This window comes from Marinococcus sp. LNSP9103-4 (assembly GCF_056034345.1).
In genome coordinates, this window is record NZ_JBQLIA010000005.1 from 141335 (window position 1) to 157352 (window position 16018).

General features: G+C 50.9%; 20 protein-coding genes. All 20 read left to right on the forward strand.

What is annotated here, in order from left to right; all coding sequences use genetic code 11:
* Positions 1–19 precede the first annotated feature (19 nt).
* Complete coding sequence (locus tag ACTRXG_RS05600) at positions 20–382, forward strand: response regulator (protein ID WP_322524678.1); 363 nt, start codon at positions 20–22, stop codon at positions 380–382.
* Between the two features lie 22 nt (positions 383–404).
* On the forward strand, positions 405–1046 hold the full coding sequence (locus tag ACTRXG_RS05605) for a flagellar biosynthetic protein FliO (protein ID WP_474260515.1): 642 nt from the start codon (positions 405–407) through the stop codon (positions 1044–1046).
* Positions 1046–1732, forward strand: a complete 687-nt coding sequence (fliP, locus tag ACTRXG_RS05610) for a flagellar type III secretion system pore protein FliP (RefSeq protein WP_474284276.1) — start codon at positions 1046–1048, stop codon at positions 1730–1732. The genes ACTRXG_RS05605 and fliP overlap by 1 nt, the downstream gene beginning before the upstream one ends.
* 25 nt (positions 1733–1757) lie before the next feature.
* Complete coding sequence (gene fliQ / locus ACTRXG_RS05615; RefSeq protein ID WP_022792784.1) at positions 1758–2027, forward strand: flagellar biosynthesis protein FliQ; 270 nt, start codon at positions 1758–1760, stop codon at positions 2025–2027.
* A gap of 7 nt (positions 2028–2034) precedes the next feature.
* Entirely contained in the window at positions 2035–2817 is a 783-nt protein-coding gene (gene fliR / locus ACTRXG_RS05620) for a flagellar biosynthetic protein FliR (RefSeq protein WP_474260517.1), read from the forward strand.
* Positions 2814–3896: a flagellar biosynthesis protein FlhB gene (gene flhB / locus ACTRXG_RS05625; RefSeq protein WP_474277363.1), complete on the forward strand. Its 1083-nt coding sequence runs from the start codon at positions 2814–2816 to the stop codon at positions 3894–3896. Before fliR ends, flhB begins: the two co-directional genes overlap by 4 nt.
* A gap of 15 nt (positions 3897–3911) precedes the next feature.
* Positions 3912–5945, forward strand: a complete 2034-nt coding sequence (gene flhA / locus ACTRXG_RS05630) for a flagellar biosynthesis protein FlhA (protein WP_474284277.1) — start codon at positions 3912–3914, stop codon at positions 5943–5945.
* Positions 5942–7018: a flagellar biosynthesis protein FlhF gene (locus tag ACTRXG_RS05635; RefSeq protein WP_474284278.1), complete on the forward strand. Its 1077-nt coding sequence runs from the start codon at positions 5942–5944 to the stop codon at positions 7016–7018. The genes flhA and ACTRXG_RS05635 overlap by 4 nt, the downstream gene beginning before the upstream one ends.
* Complete coding sequence (locus ACTRXG_RS05640; protein WP_474280418.1) at positions 7008–7886, forward strand: MinD/ParA family protein; 879 nt, start codon at positions 7008–7010, stop codon at positions 7884–7886. Before ACTRXG_RS05635 ends, ACTRXG_RS05640 begins: the two co-directional genes overlap by 11 nt.
* A gap of 16 nt (positions 7887–7902) precedes the next feature.
* Positions 7903–8532, forward strand: coding sequence for a CheB methylesterase domain-containing protein (locus ACTRXG_RS05645; RefSeq protein ID WP_474277375.1), 630 nt, complete (start codon positions 7903–7905; stop codon positions 8530–8532).
* Positions 8529–9158: a chemotaxis protein CheC gene (locus tag ACTRXG_RS05650; RefSeq protein WP_474260529.1), complete on the forward strand. Its 630-nt coding sequence runs from the start codon at positions 8529–8531 to the stop codon at positions 9156–9158. Before ACTRXG_RS05645 ends, ACTRXG_RS05650 begins: the two co-directional genes overlap by 4 nt.
* Complete coding sequence (locus ACTRXG_RS05655) at positions 9155–9658, forward strand: chemotaxis protein CheD (protein WP_474260531.1); 504 nt, start codon at positions 9155–9157, stop codon at positions 9656–9658. The genes ACTRXG_RS05650 and ACTRXG_RS05655 overlap by 4 nt, the downstream gene beginning before the upstream one ends.
* Before the next feature lie 15 nt (positions 9659–9673).
* On the forward strand, positions 9674–10447 hold the full coding sequence (locus tag ACTRXG_RS05660; RefSeq protein WP_474260533.1) for a FliA/WhiG family RNA polymerase sigma factor: 774 nt from the start codon (positions 9674–9676) through the stop codon (positions 10445–10447).
* Positions 10448–10462: 15 nt separating this feature from the next.
* The gene (locus ACTRXG_RS05665; RefSeq protein ID WP_474260535.1) at positions 10463–10837 is read left to right on the forward strand and encodes a DUF6115 domain-containing protein; all 375 of its coding nucleotides are present in this window, start codon (positions 10463–10465) and stop codon (positions 10835–10837) included.
* A 155-nt stretch (positions 10838–10992) separates the two neighbouring features.
* Positions 10993–11781: a 30S ribosomal protein S2 gene (rpsB, locus tag ACTRXG_RS05670; RefSeq protein ID WP_091610308.1), complete on the forward strand. Its 789-nt coding sequence runs from the start codon at positions 10993–10995 to the stop codon at positions 11779–11781.
* Positions 11782–11913: 132 nt separating this feature from the next.
* Complete coding sequence (gene tsf / locus ACTRXG_RS05675; protein WP_462865356.1) at positions 11914–12795, forward strand: translation elongation factor Ts; 882 nt, start codon at positions 11914–11916, stop codon at positions 12793–12795.
* Between the two features lie 123 nt (positions 12796–12918).
* Complete coding sequence (pyrH, locus tag ACTRXG_RS05680) at positions 12919–13653, forward strand: UMP kinase (protein ID WP_091610312.1); 735 nt, start codon at positions 12919–12921, stop codon at positions 13651–13653.
* A complete protein-coding gene (gene frr, locus ACTRXG_RS05685; protein ID WP_322524692.1) occupies positions 13640–14197 on the forward strand; it encodes a ribosome recycling factor in 558 nt (185 codons plus the stop codon). Before pyrH ends, frr begins: the two co-directional genes overlap by 14 nt.
* Positions 14198–14367: 170 nt before the next feature.
* The gene (locus ACTRXG_RS05690; protein WP_474280745.1) at positions 14368–15186 is read left to right on the forward strand and encodes an isoprenyl transferase; all 819 of its coding nucleotides are present in this window, start codon (positions 14368–14370) and stop codon (positions 15184–15186) included.
* A 21-nt stretch (positions 15187–15207) separates the two neighbouring features.
* Positions 15208–16008, forward strand: a complete 801-nt coding sequence (locus tag ACTRXG_RS05695) for a phosphatidate cytidylyltransferase (RefSeq protein WP_474260540.1) — start codon at positions 15208–15210, stop codon at positions 16006–16008.
* Positions 16009–16018 lie beyond the last annotated feature (10 nt).

The window sequence follows — 16018 nt, forward strand, 5'->3', positions numbered from 1 at the left end:
AAAACAGGGAGTGGAAAACATGGGATATTCAGTTTTAGTAGTAGACGACGCCGCGTTCATGCGGATGATGATTAAAGATATTCTGGAAAAAAACGGGTTTAACGTAGTAGGGGAAGCAAAGGATGGAAACGAAGCAGTGGAAAAGTTCCAGGAAACGTCGCCGGACCTGGTGACGCTTGATATTACGATGCCTGATAAAGACGGGATTGAAGCACTGAAGGAAATCAAGGCGGCGGATCCGAACGCCAAGGTGATCATGTGTTCAGCCATGGGTCAGCAGTCGATGGTCATCGATGCGATTCAGGCGGGGGCTAAAGATTTCATCGTAAAGCCGTTTCAGGCAGACCGTGTACTTGAAGCAATTAATAAAACGTTAGGCTGATGGCCTGCCGCGGGGGAAGAAAATGAACTGGAAATACGCAGTAATCATAGTTGTAATGATGACAGTGATTATTCTGGCGGGCGCTGATACAGCGCTTGCCAGCACTACTGTCAATGAGTCCCTGAATCCGCAGGAAAACCAGGAGGACCCGGCAGCTGGAAGTGAAGAGGCTCCGGCAGACGATGAGACGGCGCCGGCAGCAATGGATAACGGCAACCTGTGGCTGAACTTTGTAAAGATGATTGGAGCGCTTGCGGTTGTTCTCGGGCTGCTGTTCTGGCTGCTGAAATTTATCAACAAAAAAACAAGCAAATACCAATCCACCCGCTCGCTTCAAAGCATTGGCGGTATTGGGCTTGGGCAGAATAAATCGATTCAGGTCGTTAAAATTGGGGATAAAATGCTTGTGGTCGGAGTGGGGGATACGATTTCGCTGCTACAGGAAATTGAGGATAAAGAAGAACAGGAGCGGATTACCGCCCAGGAACAGAATACATATACAGGTGTCCCGTCCTTGCTGGATAAATGGAAAACACGCGGGAAAACAGAGGAAAAAAGCAGCCAGTCCTTTCAGTCGGTGCTCGAAGAACGGCTGAAAGCAGCACGTGGGGCAAAGCATCCGGAGGCGCCGGATAACCGGACGGAAGTGAAGGAGGAACGGTGATGATTATTAGTGCTCTTCCTGCGCTTGATTTCAGCGGACTGCTCGAGGGCGGCGGAGAAGGAGCGGCGACATCGGTACAGCTTGTGCTGCTGCTCACTGTTTTGTCTCTTGCTCCCGGTATTTTAGTGCTGATGACCTGCTTTACCAGAATCTTGGTCGTGCTGAGCTTTGTGCGGATGGGTCTTGCCACGCAGCAGACACCGCCAAATCAGGTGCTTATCGGCCTTGCCTTATTTTTAACCTTCTTCATCATGGCGCCGACGCTTTCGGAAGTAAACGAGCAGGCGTTCAGCCCTCTGATGGCAGGAGAAATCGACCAAAATGAAGCGCTGACCGAAGCGGTCGGTCCGATGAAGGAATTTATGTCCCGGTACACACGGGAAAAAGATCTGGCGCTGTTTATGGATTATGCGGGCGAAGAGCGCCCGGAATCGGTCGAAGACATTCCGCTCACATCGCTCGTTCCGGCGTTTGCCATCAGCGAGCTGAAAACAGCTTTCCAGATGGGGTTTCTCATTTTTGTGCCTTTTCTTGTTATTGACATGATTGTGGCAAGCGTACTGATGAGCATGGGGATGATGATGCTTCCGCCTGTCATGATCAGTCTGCCGTTTAAAATTTTACTGTTTGTGCTCGTGGACGGTTGGTATCTGATTGTAGAGTCGCTGCTCCTCAGCTACACCTAGCCGGGATGAAGAAAGGAAGAAATGTATGTCAGCAGAACAGGTAATGCAGATCGCACAACAGGGAATATGGATGGTTTTTTTAATCGCGGGGCCGCTGCTTGTTATTGCGCTCGTACTCGGCTTTGGTGTCGCCATATTTCAGGCGACCACCCAGATCCAGGAGCAGACGCTCGCGTTTATACCAAAGATTCTTGGCGTTTTGGCCGCCATGCTCGTGCTCGGCCCGTGGATGCTGACGCAGCTGGTGGAGTACACGAGAAACCTGTGGTATCACGCGCAGCAGTTCATCGGATGAACAGACGATGGAAGCAATAATAGAGCAGCTCCCGGCTTTTTCCCTGGTGCTTGTGCGAGTGCTCGCTTTCTTTACGACGATGCCTCTTTTCTCTTATCGGACTATTCCGAATCAATTTAAAGTAGGTTTGGCATTTTTTCTTGCCCTGGCTATTTTCCCGGCACTGGATGCCCCGCTGATGACGGTGGACGGCGAGTACATCCTTCTTCTGCTAAAGGAGGTTATGCTCGGGCTTGCTATTGGGCTTATCGCAACGATTATGCTGTATGCGGTGCAGACAGCCGGGATGTTTCTCGATATTTCCCTCGGCTTTTTGATGGCGAACGTGGTAGATCCGCAGACGGGCGCGCAGAGCCCGCTGTTTGGCGGTTACTTTTACGCTTTTGCGCTGTTAATGCTTCTGGCGGTGAACGGCCATCATCTGCTGCTTGACGGCATTTACTACAGCTACAGCTTTGTGCCCATCGACCAGACGGGACTTGCGTTCGGTGATGAAGCGGTCGTCACGCACGTGGCGGAAGCGTTTAACCAGATGTTTATTCTTGCTTTTCAGCTGGCATTTCCGATCGTCGGTTCGCTCTTTCTCGTTGATCTTGCTTTAGGAATTATGGCCCGGGCGGTTCCCCAGATGAACGTGTTCGTCGTCGGGCTGCCGCTGAAAATTGTGGCAGGACTGCCGCTGCTTGTGGTGGCAATCCCTGGGATGTTTCTGGCGATCCAGTACTTGTATGAAGATATGTTTCACGTCTCGCGCGGACTGCTTGAGCTTTTAGGGGAGGGACAGGAATGAAGTGGACACTTGATCTGCAGTTTTTTTCACAGGAAAAAACGGAGGAGGCCACTCCTAAAAAGCGCAGGGACACGAGGCAGAAGGGCCAGGTTCCGAAAAGCAATGATGTGAATACGGCGGTCATCCTGTTTTTAGTATTTGCGCTCTTCTACATGTACGGAGGCACCATTTTCAATCACTTACAAGCGTTAATGACACATACATACATAGAATACATGCAGTGGGAAATTACAAAAGCCAGCGTGCCGGCGATGCTTCAGGAAATTACGATCCAGTCCGTAATCATTATTCTGCCGGTGATGCTCGTGGCCATGGTGGCGGGTGTTGCCGCATCGCTCACGCAGGTAGGATTTTTGTTTACAGGCGAGCCGATCAAAATGAAGCTGGAAAAGATTAACCCGCTCAGCGGCATCAAGCGGATCTTTTCGGCCCGGGCGCTCGTGGAGCTCGCCAAGGCACTTTTGAAAATTACGCTCGTCGGCGGTGTCGTTTTTGCGATTCTCTGGCTGGCGCTCGACCGGCTGTTGTTTTTATCGCAAAAGGACGTTGGGGATGGCTTTATGGAAATTGCCCGTCTGACCGGGCTCATGGGACTGATTGGGAGCCTGCTGCTGCTCGTGCTTTCACTGCCGGACTATATTTATCAAAAGCATGACCACGAAAAGCAGATCCGCATGTCCAAGCACGACGTAAAGCAGGAAATGAAAAACATGGAGGGCGATCCGCTCATCCGCGGTAAACGAAAGCAGAAGCAGCAGGAAATGGCGATGGGGCGGATGATGGAGGAAGTGCCCAAAGCAGACGTTGTTATTACGAACCCGACGCACTTTGCAGTGGCACTCCGCTATCAAGAAGGCGCGATGGGTGCGCCGAAGGTAATTGCCAAAGGGGCCGACCATCTGGCCCGGAAAATCAAAGAAAAAGCAGGCGAACATTCGATCCCGATGGTGGAAAACAAGCCGCTCGCCCGTGCGCTGTACGCCCAGTCCGAAATTGATGATGAAATACCTGAAGATTTATTCAAAGCCGTGGCCGAGGTGCTTGCCTACGTGTACCGCATCAAAAGGAAAAACGGCTAGAAAAGGAGCAACGTTATGGGATTTAGAGAACTATCAGTGCTGCTCGGCGTTATATTGATTGTTATTATGCTGATCATCCCGCTGCCGACATTTATTTTAGACATCTTAATCATGGCCAATATTTCCCTGGCGCTTCTGGTTATTCTCGTGGCGATGAATACGAAGGAGCCGCTCGAATTCAGCATCTTTCCTACACTGCTTCTGCTTGTGACGCTGTTCCGGCTCGGGCTGAACGTTTCAACAACCCGTTCCATTTTAAGCAATGCCGAAGCAGGCAACGTCATCGAAACGTTCGGAAGCTTTGTGGTGCAGGGGAGCGCCTTTGTCGGCCTGGTGGTTTTCGTGATTCTTGTTGTCATTCAATTTGTCGTTATCGTTAAAGGGGCAGAACGGGTGTCGGAGGTTGGAGCCCGCTTTACCCTCGACGCGATGCCAGGGAAGCAGATGAGCATCGATGCCGATCTGAATGCGGGAGTTATTTCCGAACAGCAGGCCAAAGCCCGCCGGGAGAAAATCGAACAGGAAGCGGACTTTTACGGTTCGATGGACGGGGCGAGCAAGTTTGTAAAAGGGGATGCCATCGCAGGGATTGTTATTGTCATTATTAACGTTATTTTTGGCCTTGTGATCGGCATGACCGAGCACGGCATGGACATCGGCACCGCTGCGAACACCTTTACGCTCCTCACCGTCGGCGACGGCCTGGTCAGTCAGATACCTGCGCTGCTTATTTCAACAGCAACGGGTATTGTCGTGACACGGGCGGCGTCCGAAGGTAACCTCGGCCACGATATTACAAAGCAGCTGTTTGCCTTTCCACCAATGCTGTTTGTGGCAGCGGGCGCCATCTTTTTACTTGGTGTGTTCACGCCAATCAACTTCTTTTTGACCACCTGTATTGCCGGTGCGATGGCTGCTATCGGCTTTACCATCAGGCAGACAGTGCTTCAGGAGGAGCAGGCAGCGGTGCATGAAACCGAAGAAGCGCAGGAGGAGGATCTGCGTTCACAGGACAGCGTGATGCAGCTGCTGGATGTGGATCCGATCGAGTTTGAATTTGGCTATAACCTCATTCCTCTTGCGGATGCGAAACAGGGAGGCGACCTGCTTGACCGGGTCGTGATGATCCGGCGCCAGCTGGCGCTTGAGCTCGGGATGGTCGTGCCGGTGATACGGATTCGTGACAACATCCAGCTGCAGCCGGGAGAGTACGTCGTGCGCATGCGGGGCAGCGAAATCGCCCGGGGCGAGCTGTACATGGACCATTATATGGCGATGGGCACCGGGGCTGAAGAGCCGATTGACGGCATCGAAACGACAGAGCCAGCATTCGGGCTTCCTGCCCTCTGGATTCCGGAAGAAGAGCGCGATATAGCTGAAGACGCTGGCTACACGGTGGTGGATCCGCCGTCAGTCGTAAGCACGCATCTAACCGAAGTCATTAAAACGCACGCCCATGAGCTGCTCGGTCGCGAGGAGACAAAGCAGCTGATCGATCATCTGAAGGAAACGTATCCGACGCTGGTCGAAGAAGTAACTCCTTCAACGCTTACGATTGGGGATGTGCAGAAGGTGCTGGCCAAGCTGCTCCGGGAAGGGGTATCCATCCGGAATATGCCGACTATTTTTGAAGCGCTGGCGGAATACGGCACGATGACCAGGGACATGGAGATTGTGACAGAGTATGTACGGCAGGCACTGTCGAGACAGATATCGAAGCAGTATGCGGACGGAGAAGAGCTGCTGCAGGTCGTTACACTCAGCGGCGGCATTGAAAAGAAAATTGCCGATGCCCTGCAGCAGACCGAAAGCGGTAATTATCTGGCGATGGATCCAAACGAGTCCCAACGGGTGGTTCAGCGTATCGGTGCAGAGGCCGAGCAGCTGATGAACATCGGGAAAACACCGGTTATTCTCTGTTCTCCGGCTGTGCGCATGCATGTACGCCAGCTGATTGAGCGGTTTTTTCCCCAGATGCCGGTATTATCCTATAACGAACTGGAGCCTTCCATAGAAATCCAAAGCGTCGGGGTGGTGAATAATGAATGAGAATGAAAAAAATTACAGTGGATTCGATGCCGGAAGCGGTAGCGAAAGTACGAAAGGACTTTGGGGATGAAGCGGTTATTCTGCATTCAAGGCCGGTGAAAGTCAGAAGATGGTTTGGGCTTAAGTCCGTGAACAAGCTCGAAGTTTACGCAGGTATCGATGACGCCCCGCCCCGCAAAAAAGAGCGTACGCCTCCGGCAGAAGCCGTAAAACCGGCCGCGCCGAAAGAGGCTAAGGCTGTTAAGGCGCCGGAAAAAACGCCGGGAGTGCTTCCTGCTTCAGCGCCGGCTCCTTTTCAGTCCGTAGCCGCTGCCTTAAAGGCACAGGAGGTAAACGAACGGGTGGAGGAAGAGCTGATGAACCGGTTTATGGAGAAATGGTACGCAGAAAAGGCCAGCCGGCCAAAAGCAGCCGTACTCGAAGCCTGCATAGAAGAGTGGCTGGAGGACCGGCATCCCCGCGTTGAAGCAAAGCCGTCCCGGATGATTCAGCTGGTCGGCCAGACCGGCGTCGGAAAAACGACGACGCTTGCCAAGCTCGGCGCCCGGGAAATGCTCCGCAGAAAAAAGTCCATTGCCTTTTTTACGACAGACACCTTCCGCATGGGAGCAGTCGAACAGCTGAATACGTACGCCTCCATCATGGAAGCGCCGGTGCATGTTATTTACGACCAGGCAGATTACAGGGAGGCAGTGGCCCGTTCCGGAGAGCATGATTATGTGCTCATTGATTCAGCAGGAAGAAATTTTCTGCATGAACAGACGGTGGAAGACGCGCAGCGGCTGCTGCCGGCGGGAGAGCCGATTAAAACCGTGCTCGTGCTGTCTCTGACGGCTAAATATAAAGACATGAAGGAAGTCGCTGAAAAATTTCTTCCCTATATATCAAACGAAGTTATTATCACGAAAACAGATGAAACCACGTCCTTTGGAGCGCTTCTGAATATTATTGATGAATTCTCGCTCCGGGTGGCATTTGTCACTACGGGCCAGGAAGTGCCGGAGGACATTGAGCCCGCGGACAACAAATGGCTCGCAGCAAAAATAGCAGGGGGGACACTCGGTGAAAAATGATCAGGCTGAAAGCCTGCGCGCTCAAATGCAGAAACGGGGCCGCAGGCAGACGAGAGTGTTGTCGGTAGTAAGCGGAAAAGGGGGCGTCGGCAAATCTAATGTCTCCCTGAACGTGGCCATTTCCCTGGCAGAAGCTGGTGCAGAGGTGCTGTTGATTGATATGGACACCGGCATGGCCAACCTTGATATTCTGCTCGGGTATACGCCCCTTCTGCCGTTTCAGGAGATGTTCACGGAAAATAAAAGTATTTTTGAATTGATTCAGTCCGGCCCTTCCGGTGTGCAATGGATTGCGGGAGGTTCGGGCCTTTCCGGTGTCTTTCATATGGAGGAGGAGCATAAGCAGCGGTTTTACGAACAGCTGCAGCTGCTTGAAGGCGAATTTGATTTTATTATTTTTGATATGGGGGCAGGGCTGAACGAAAACCATATGCACCTGATTACGACGACCGAACGCGGAATTCTTGTAACAACCCCTGAGCCGACGGCGCTCATGGATGGTTACGCCATGATGAAATACATCCGCTCCCACAAAAGCGATTTTCCATTTGCGGCTGTTATTAACCGGGTGGAGCAGAAAAAAGACGGCCGGGCAGCCGCACAGAAATTAATAACTGTGAGTGAACGTTTTCTCAGCATGCAGCTTGTCATGCTGCCCATGGTGCCAAATGATCCTAAAGTAAGCAGGGCAGTCATGGAGCAGACACCGCTTGTGATAGCGTATCCTGACAGCCGTGCGGCCCAGAGCATGAAGCAGATTGCAGCAGGGCTGTGGAAGAAGGAACAGTCTGCAAAAACGGACGGTGCGCCGTTTCGGCATTTTATTACAGGGATGAAGCAGCGGTTGTTCGCTTCTGCCCGCACGTAGAACGGAGTCTGAGTATATGAACATTCAATCCCCCGGGAAACCGGGACGCTGGGATCTGCTGGTGATCGGAACGTCCACAGGCGGTCCCGCAGCTTTGCATGAGCTTTTCCGTTCGATGCCCGAAACGGTCGAACTTCCGATTCTGATTGTGCAGCATATGCCGCCCGGGTTCACAAGGTCGCTTGCCGACAGGCTGAACCGCGACTACAGCTGGAGTGTAAAAGAAGCCGGGGACGGAGGAGCACTGCAGAAAGGAACAGTTTATATTGCTCCTGGAGGCCGGCAGCTTGAAGTCCGGCGAAAAGGAGGCCGGCTGGTAACAGCAGTTAGTGAAAGCAAAATGGGCGACCGTTATCATCCGTCGGTGGATATTCTGCTTGCTTCTCTTGCCGAATTAGGAGGTCTGCGTGTACTCGCTGTTATTTTAACCGGGATGGGTAATGATGGTACATACGGATTAAAAAAGCTAAAAGCGGCGACGGAACTTTATGCAGTCGCCGAATCAGAAGAAACAGCTGTTGTCTACGGGATGCCCCGGGCAGCGCTGCAGGCTGGCGTCATCGATGAAATCCTCCCGCTTCATGCGATTGGAGAGCGGATCGGGCGGCTGGTACAAACTACTGCATATGAAGGAGAGGTGAAATGATGGGCGCACGGGACGTAGAGCTCGATATATTAAAGGAAATCGGAACCATAGGGGGCGGCAATGCTGCTACGGCACTGTCCTCCCTCCTGAAAACGCCGGTCCAGATCAGTGTGCCTTCGGTGCAGATGGTACCGTTTCCGGAGCTGCTTGAAGCAGCGGGCGGGGAAGAAAAGGTAGCGGCGGTTACGTTTCTCCGCATCGCGGGCCACGTCAGCGGCAGCATATTTTTTGTGCTCGAGCCGGAGGAGATGCAGGCAGTGGGAAGGTCGCTTGTCCAAAGCTGGAATCTGCCATACACGCCGGAAAATGAGCAGGAGCTGCTTGAGTCGGCAGTGTGCGAATTAACAAATATTCTGGCAGGCTCTTATTTATCGGCACTCTCCGATTTCACCGGCCTTTATATGATGCCGACGGTTCCTTCGTCAGCGGTGGATATGATTGGAGCGCTTTTGAGCGAGGGGCTTATCGAAGCAGGCCTTGAAGGGGACGAAGCGATCATGATCGATACGAACATGACAAAAGGAGAGAATCACTCGCAGATGGCCGGCCGGTTTTTTATGATCCCGGACGCCCACTCGCTTCCGAAAATTTTTGCCTCTCTCGGAGTACAGGAGGGCGGGGAATGAAAAACACGGAAATTAAACAAGCGAAGATAAAAGTGGCAATGGCTGATATGCAGTGGGGCGGGGGCGGCGATACTCTCACTACGAGCGGACTTGGTTCCTGTGTAGGTATAGTCATTTATTCGCTCCGCCACCAGTATGCCTGCCTGATCCATGCGATGCTTCCGTCATCCTCCATGGCAAGAGAAGGCCAGCATATTAACGAAGCGAAGTACACCGATGCGGCTTTACAAAAAGCATTTGCCGGCTTCGAAGGACGGCGTATTCCAATTGCTTCGCTCGAAGCAAAGCTTGCCGGGGGAGCAAGAATGTTTCAGTTTCAGACCGATCACCTGCATATTGGAAAACGAAATGTCGAAGCAGCAAAAGAAATGCTTGCCGGACGGTCTGTGCCGCTTAAAGCAGAGGAAACAGGCGGTCACATTGGCAGAACGATAGAGTTTGACGTGGCCACAGGAGTTCTCCGGATCAAGCCGACCGGAGGAGAACCAATAATAATATGAACAGGGGGAAATTACATGAGTAGATCGACAGCACATGCTCATCAGGAGATTTGGGAGAAATGGCTGGATAATTATGACGACACGGCGGCCGACCAACTAGTCGACATTTATATGCCCCTTGTTCATTATCACGTTCAGCGCATCGCAGCGACGCTTCCGAAAAATGTGAACCGGGAGGATCTTGTGAGTCACGGGCTGATGGGCCTGTATGATGCGATGAAAAAATTCGACCTGTCCAGGGATTTGAAATTTGATACATACGCCTCGTTCCGGATCCGTGGAGCGATTATTGACGGTCTCCGGCAGGAAGACTGGATGCCGCGTTCTCTACGGGAAAAAACGAAGAAAATTGAGGAAACAGCTGAATGGCTCGAACAGAAAAAGGGACGCTTTGTCTCGGACCGGGAGATTGGCGAAGAGCTGGATATGAAGTCCTCGGAAGTATCGAAGGTGATTGCCGAAAACTATTTCGTGCATATGCTTTCCATGGATGAGGCGACGCCGGACGGCGAGCGTGATGAAACGTACCGCGGGGCCATCGTGGATCACAACGCCCCGTCCCCGGAGGAAATGCTTACGGATCAGGCCTCCCTGCACGAGCTCGGCGAAGCAATAGCGAATCTGCCGGAGAAGGAGCAGAAGGTCGTTTCTCTTTTTTACCTGGAGGAAATGACGTTAACCGAAATCGGTCATATTTTGTCCCTGTCCACGTCAAGAATTTCACAAATCCATTCCAAAGCACTCTTCCGGCTGCGCCAGTATTTGAAACAGACGGAGGAAAGAACGTAAGAAAGGAGAAGGCCCATGTCTCTAATATTCAGTCTGCTCGCCCTGATGGCCGCCGGCGCTTTATGGATAAAGCACCAATTCATCGTGCGTGAGCTGCAGGCGGTAAAAAATGATAAGAAGGAAATCGAGCAGCTTTTAATCTATTACACCGACGAAATGAAACGCGACAATGAACGTCTCCGCGCCGAGTGGGAGGGCGGGGAGCTTCCAGCGGAAGAAATGGAAACAGCTGAGCCGGTACCGGAGATGGATGAAGCAGCGCCGAAGGAATCGATGATGAACCGTGTTATAATGTTATACAAAGATGGATGGAAGGAAAAGGATATCGCAAAGACGCTGTCGATCGGCCAGCGGGAGGTTCATCTGTTTTTGCAGATGCAGGAAAAATAAGCTTTAACATTGCGTCCTGCAGACACGTATGGTATATTACGTGTTGGTGTTAAAAACACACGCAACAGCTGATTTGTGCAGAGGTGCTTTCCGCATGGAAAGTTTTGCACAGACATGACGCTTGCGGTGGAAAAAACCTAAGGAGGAATTATTTTATGGCTGTTATTTCTATGAAACAGTTGCTTGAAGCAGGGGTGCACTTCGGTCACCAGACTCGTCGCTGGAACCCTAAAATGAGCCGTTATATTTTCACGGAGCGTAATGGTATTTATATCATTGACCTTCAAAAAACGGTACGTAAAGTGGAAGAAGCGTACAAATATGTACGCAGCATTGCAGAAGACGGAGGCAAAATCCTTTTCGTCGGAACGAAAAAACAGGCGCAGGACTCTGTTCGCGATGAAGCGATCCGTTCGAACATGTACTACATTAACCAGCGTTGGTTAGGCGGTACGTTAACGAACTTCGCAACGATCCGTAAACGGATTGCCCGCTTGAAAGACCTTGAAAAAATGGAAGAAGACGGTACCTTTGACATTCTTCCGAAAAAAGAAGTTATGCTGTTAAACAAAGAAAAAGACCGTCTCGAAAAAGTACTTGGCGGCATTAAAGATATGAACAAGCTTCCGGATGCCCTGTTTATTATCGATCCGCGCAAAGAGCGCATCGCGGTGGCAGAAGCTCACAAATTGAACATTCCGATCATCTCGATCGTGGACACTAACTGTGATCCGGACGAGATCGACAAGCTGATCCCGGGTAACGACGACGCTATCCGTGCCGTTCGTCTCCTTACAGGAAAAATGGCCGATGCTGTTATCGAAGCAACCCAGGGCGCAGAAGAAAAAGCCCGTGAGCAGGCAGCTGCCCAGGAAAAAGAACAGGAAGCAGCCGCAGCGGAAGAAGAAGGAAACACAGAAGAAGAGAGCGTTTCAAACCAGTAAGCTCTCTGCATAAATATAACGGGCCCAGGCCTGACGCGAAGGGTGGTAAAAGGGAAAAACCCTTTATCACCCTTTTTCTTGAAAAATAGCGCTTAAGCGTTTATGCATGGAAAAATCGAAGGAGGAATTTAAATGGCTGTAACAGCAAGCATGGTAAAAGAACTGCGTGAAAAAACAGGTGCAGGTATGATGGACTGCAAAAAAGCACTCAACGAAACAGACGGTAACATGGAAGAAGCGGTCAACTACCTGCGGGAAAAAGGTATTTCCAAAGCAGCAAAAAAATCTGACCGTGTAGCAGCAGAAGGCCTTACGTACGCAACGTATGAAGGAAACAAAGCAGTGATTGTGGAAGTGAACGCTGAAACAGATTTCGTTGCGAAAAACGAATTGTTTAAGCAGCTCGTCGCGGACGTTTCCACGTACCTTCTGAATGAACAGCCGGCTGACGTTGACGCGGCACTCGCAGGTGAAATCGAAAGCGGAGTAACGCTTGAGCGTTATATTAACGACCAGATCGCACGTATCGGGGAGAAAATTTCCCTTCGCCGTTTTCTGCTTGCAGAGAAAAACGACGGTGACGCATTCGGCGCTTATCTTCACATGGGCGGACGTATCGGCGTGCTGACGGTTCTTGAAAACACAGAAGACAGCGATCTTGCCAAAGACGTTGCGATGCATGTAGCGGCTATCAGCCCGAAATACGTTTCCCGTGAAGATGTTCCGAAGGAAGAAGCGGACAGTGAGCGTGAACTGTTGAAGCAGCAGGCGCTGAACGAAGGCAAGCCGGAAAACATCGTTGAAAAAATGGTGGAAGGCCGTATTGGCAAGTACTTTGAACAAATCTGCCTGCTCGATCAGGAATTTGTAAAGGATACTGACCAAAAAGTAGGCGACTACCTGAAAAGCAAGGGCGCTTCCGTTCGCACATTTGTCCGCTATGAAGTAGGCGAAGGCATGGAAAAACGCGACGAAAACTTTGCAGACGAAGTAATGAACCAGGTGAAGAAATAAATCGGCAGTATGGGAGAGTCCATATCGAATCCTCTAGGGTCCGTAGGCTCTCCTTTTTTCTGAAAGCAAAATCAGGGCAGAAGCCGCAGCGCTTCTGCGATACATAATATAAAGGCGGGGTTCATGACGATGGAGAGATACAATCGCGTTGTGTTGAAGTTGAGCGGAGAAGCATTAGCAGGCCAGCAGGGCTACGGTATTGATCCGGAAGTCATTCAGTCTATTGCTTCTCAAATTGGTGAGATAGTAGAATTGGGAACAGAGGTAGTGATTGTCGTCGGCGGGGGGAACATATGGAGAGGCATGGCCGGAAGCTCGAAAGGAATGGACCGGGCTACTGCTGACTATATGGGCATGCTCGCCACAGTCATGAATTCGCTTGCGCTCCAGGACAGCCTTGAAGACATTGAAATTCCTACAAGAGTGCAGACATCCATAGAAATGAGACAGGTGGCCGAGCCGTACATCCGCCGCAAAGCCATCCGCCATTTAGAGAAAAAACGGGTAGTCATTTTTGCGGCCGGGACCGGGAATCCGTACTTTTCAACCGATACGACTGCGGCACTTCGGGCTGCAGAGATCGAAGCTGACATCATTTTGATGGCTAAAAACAAAGTTGACGGGGTATATGACTCAGACCCATCCGCAAATGCGGACGCTAAAAAGTACCAGTCGCTCACTTATCTGGACATTTTAAATCATGACCTGAAAGTGATGGATTCGACGGCATCGACGCTTTGTATGGACAACAATATCCCGCTTCTCGTATTTTCGATTATGGAAGAAGGAAACATTAAGAAAGCAGTAATGGGAGAAGACATTGGAACAATTATAAGGAGGAACAATGATGGCTCATGATATAAAAGCAACAGAAGAGAAAATGAAAAAATCAGTGGAGTCTTTAAGCCGCGAGCTTGCCACACTGCGTACAGGGAGGGCAAACGCTTCCATGCTCGACCGGGTCGTAGTTGATTACTACGGTGCCGAGGTGCCGCTTCAGCAGCTTGCAACGATTACAGTGCCGGAAGGGCGCCTGCTCGTTGTGACGCCGTTTGACAAAAGCTCCATCAAGGACGTGGAAAAAGGGATCCAGAAGGCGGAGCTCGGCCTGAATCCGAGTAACGACGGCGAAGTAATCCGCATTCCAATTCCGGCGATGACAGAAGACCGCCGCAAGGAAATGACGAAGCTGATTAACAAGTACGCGGAAGAAGCACGGGTGGCTATCCGCAACATTCGCCGCGATGCCAACGATACGCTGAAAAAAGATGAAAAAAATAATGAAATCACCGAAGATGATTTGAAGCGTGAGCAGGAGCAGGTGCAAAAAGCAACCGATAAATACATCGGCCAGGTGGATCAGGCAGCGGAACAAAAAGAAAAAGAAGTTATGGAAGTTTGATGCGAATCGAGTTACAATAGGAACAGACTGGAACCCTCTGCACTCAAGAGGGTTTTTTTGTAAGAATAAAACCGGCAGGAGTCATGTGCACTGCCGGGGAGAAAACATAAACAGATATATTGCTTTCCGTTCTTCAACAATGCTGAGGCAGGAACGGTTTTTATATGGAATTGATTGAACACGCGCCATATAAAATAGACAAAGGGGAAAAGGCTGGTGCCCTCGTTATGAACGATCGACTATTTAATCAAATAAATCCATGGGCGGAGGCGAACACCACGGCAGTGAAAGTGAATACGCCTGACCATGTGGCTATTATTATGGATGGTAACGGCCGGTGGGCAAAAAAAAGAGGCCTGCCCCGTGTAGCCGGCCACCGCGAAGGTATGAAGGCGATCACGAAGGTCGTGGAAAAAGCGCACGAGCTCGGGATAAAGTATTTAACACTATACGCTTTTTCCACCGAAAACTGGAAGCGGCCGAAATCAGAAGTGAATTTTCTTATGCAGCTGCCGGAGCGGTTTTTGGCTAAGGAACTGCCCAAGCTGATGAAAAACAATGTCCAGGTGCGGATGATGGGGGATGCGGACAAGCTGCCGGACCATACGCTGCAGGCTGTGCAGGAGGCCGTGGATGCCACAGCTGAAAACACCGGCATTGTTTTAAACTTTGCCCTTAACTACGGCGGGCGGCACGAGCTTGTCCATGTCGTGCAGGAGCTTGCCCGGGACGTGGAAGAGGGGCGGATGAAAGCTGAGGCCATCGATGAAGAATTAATCACCAACCGGCTGTACACGAACCAGATCCCGGACCCTGACCTGCTGATTCGCACAAGCGGCGAAATCCGGCTGAGCAATTTTATGCTGTGGCAGTTAGCTTATGCGGAATTTTGGTTTACCGAAACGCTCTGGCCGGATTTTAATGAAGACGGCCTGGCAGAGGCTGTCATAGAATATCAGCAGAGAAAACGCAGGTACGGAGGCGTTTAACGACTGAAGGGGAGGTCTTGTATGGGATTGCGGGCGATGACCGGTCTTATCGGAGCAGTACTCGTCTTGGCGATTGTATTTGTGGGCCGCGAATGGTTTACTCTTTTGATTGCTTTGCTTGCTTCTGTCGCCATGTTTGAAATAATGCGCATGAAACGGATCCCGCTGCTGTCCTTCCGGGGTTTAATCAGCATGGGCTTTATGTGGATACTGCTCGTGCCCACAGAATGGCTGGACTTTCCGTTTTTGCAGCATATAACGAAAACAGAGATTTTTTTAACGATGATTCTGGGCCTGCTTGCATTAACAGTAGTTACTAAAAACTCCTTTACCTTTGATGAAGCAGGCTTCGTCATTTTATCCTCTGTGTACATAGGGTACGGGTTTCACAGTTTAATTATGATCCGCCAGCTGCCGGACATCGGCCTTGCCGTTGTCATTTTGATTTTATTTTTAATCTGGGCAACCGATTCCGGGGCATATTTTATTGGAAAGAATTTCGGGCGCCACCGGCCCTGGCCGGAGATCAGTCCGAAAAAAACGATCGAAGGATTTGTCGGGGGGCTTGTCGCGGCGTTTATTGTCGGCTTCATCTTTGAAGCGGTATACCCGGTATTCGACTCTTACCTGATAATGAGCGCTTTTATCGTAGTGACATCCATCTTCGGCCAGCTCGGGGACCTGGTGGAATCGGCGCTGAAACGCCACTATGCTGTTAAGGATTCCGGAAATATTCTTCCCGGTCACGGCGGCATTTTGGACCGTTTCGACAGCCTGATTTTTGTTATGCCCCTGCTTCATTTTTTCTATTTTTTCGGTTAATGCCTCAGAC

Coding starts and splice junctions, on each gene's coding strand:
- ACTRXG_RS05600 (WP_322524678.1), top strand. CDS start 20: ATGGGATATTCAGTTTTAGTAGTAGACGACGCCGCGTTCATGCGGATG.
- ACTRXG_RS05605 (WP_474260515.1), top strand. CDS start 405: ATGAACTGGAAATACGCAGTAATCATAGTTGTAATGATGACAGTGATT.
- fliP (WP_474284276.1), top strand. CDS start 1,046: ATGATTATTAGTGCTCTTCCTGCGCTTGATTTCAGCGGACTGCTCGAG.
- fliQ (WP_022792784.1), top strand. CDS start 1,758: ATGTCAGCAGAACAGGTAATGCAGATCGCACAACAGGGAATATGGATG.
- fliR (WP_474260517.1), top strand. CDS start 2,035: ATGGAAGCAATAATAGAGCAGCTCCCGGCTTTTTCCCTGGTGCTTGTG.
- flhB (WP_474277363.1), top strand. CDS start 2,814: ATGAAGTGGACACTTGATCTGCAGTTTTTTTCACAGGAAAAAACGGAG.
- flhA (WP_474284277.1), top strand. CDS start 3,912: ATGGGATTTAGAGAACTATCAGTGCTGCTCGGCGTTATATTGATTGTT.
- ACTRXG_RS05635 (WP_474284278.1), top strand. CDS start 5,942: ATGAGAATGAAAAAAATTACAGTGGATTCGATGCCGGAAGCGGTAGCG.
- ACTRXG_RS05645 (WP_474277375.1), top strand. CDS start 7,903: ATGAACATTCAATCCCCCGGGAAACCGGGACGCTGGGATCTGCTGGTG.
- ACTRXG_RS05650 (WP_474260529.1), top strand. CDS start 8,529: ATGATGGGCGCACGGGACGTAGAGCTCGATATATTAAAGGAAATCGGA.
- ACTRXG_RS05655 (WP_474260531.1), top strand. CDS start 9,155: ATGAAAAACACGGAAATTAAACAAGCGAAGATAAAAGTGGCAATGGCT.
- ACTRXG_RS05660 (WP_474260533.1), top strand. CDS start 9,674: ATGAGTAGATCGACAGCACATGCTCATCAGGAGATTTGGGAGAAATGG.
- ACTRXG_RS05665 (WP_474260535.1), top strand. CDS start 10,463: ATGTCTCTAATATTCAGTCTGCTCGCCCTGATGGCCGCCGGCGCTTTA.
- rpsB (WP_091610308.1), top strand. CDS start 10,993: ATGGCTGTTATTTCTATGAAACAGTTGCTTGAAGCAGGGGTGCACTTC.
- tsf (WP_462865356.1), top strand. CDS start 11,914: ATGGCTGTAACAGCAAGCATGGTAAAAGAACTGCGTGAAAAAACAGGT.
- pyrH (WP_091610312.1), top strand. CDS start 12,919: ATGACGATGGAGAGATACAATCGCGTTGTGTTGAAGTTGAGCGGAGAA.
- frr (WP_322524692.1), top strand. CDS start 13,640: ATGATGGCTCATGATATAAAAGCAACAGAAGAGAAAATGAAAAAATCA.
- ACTRXG_RS05695 (WP_474260540.1), top strand. CDS start 15,208: ATGGGATTGCGGGCGATGACCGGTCTTATCGGAGCAGTACTCGTCTTG.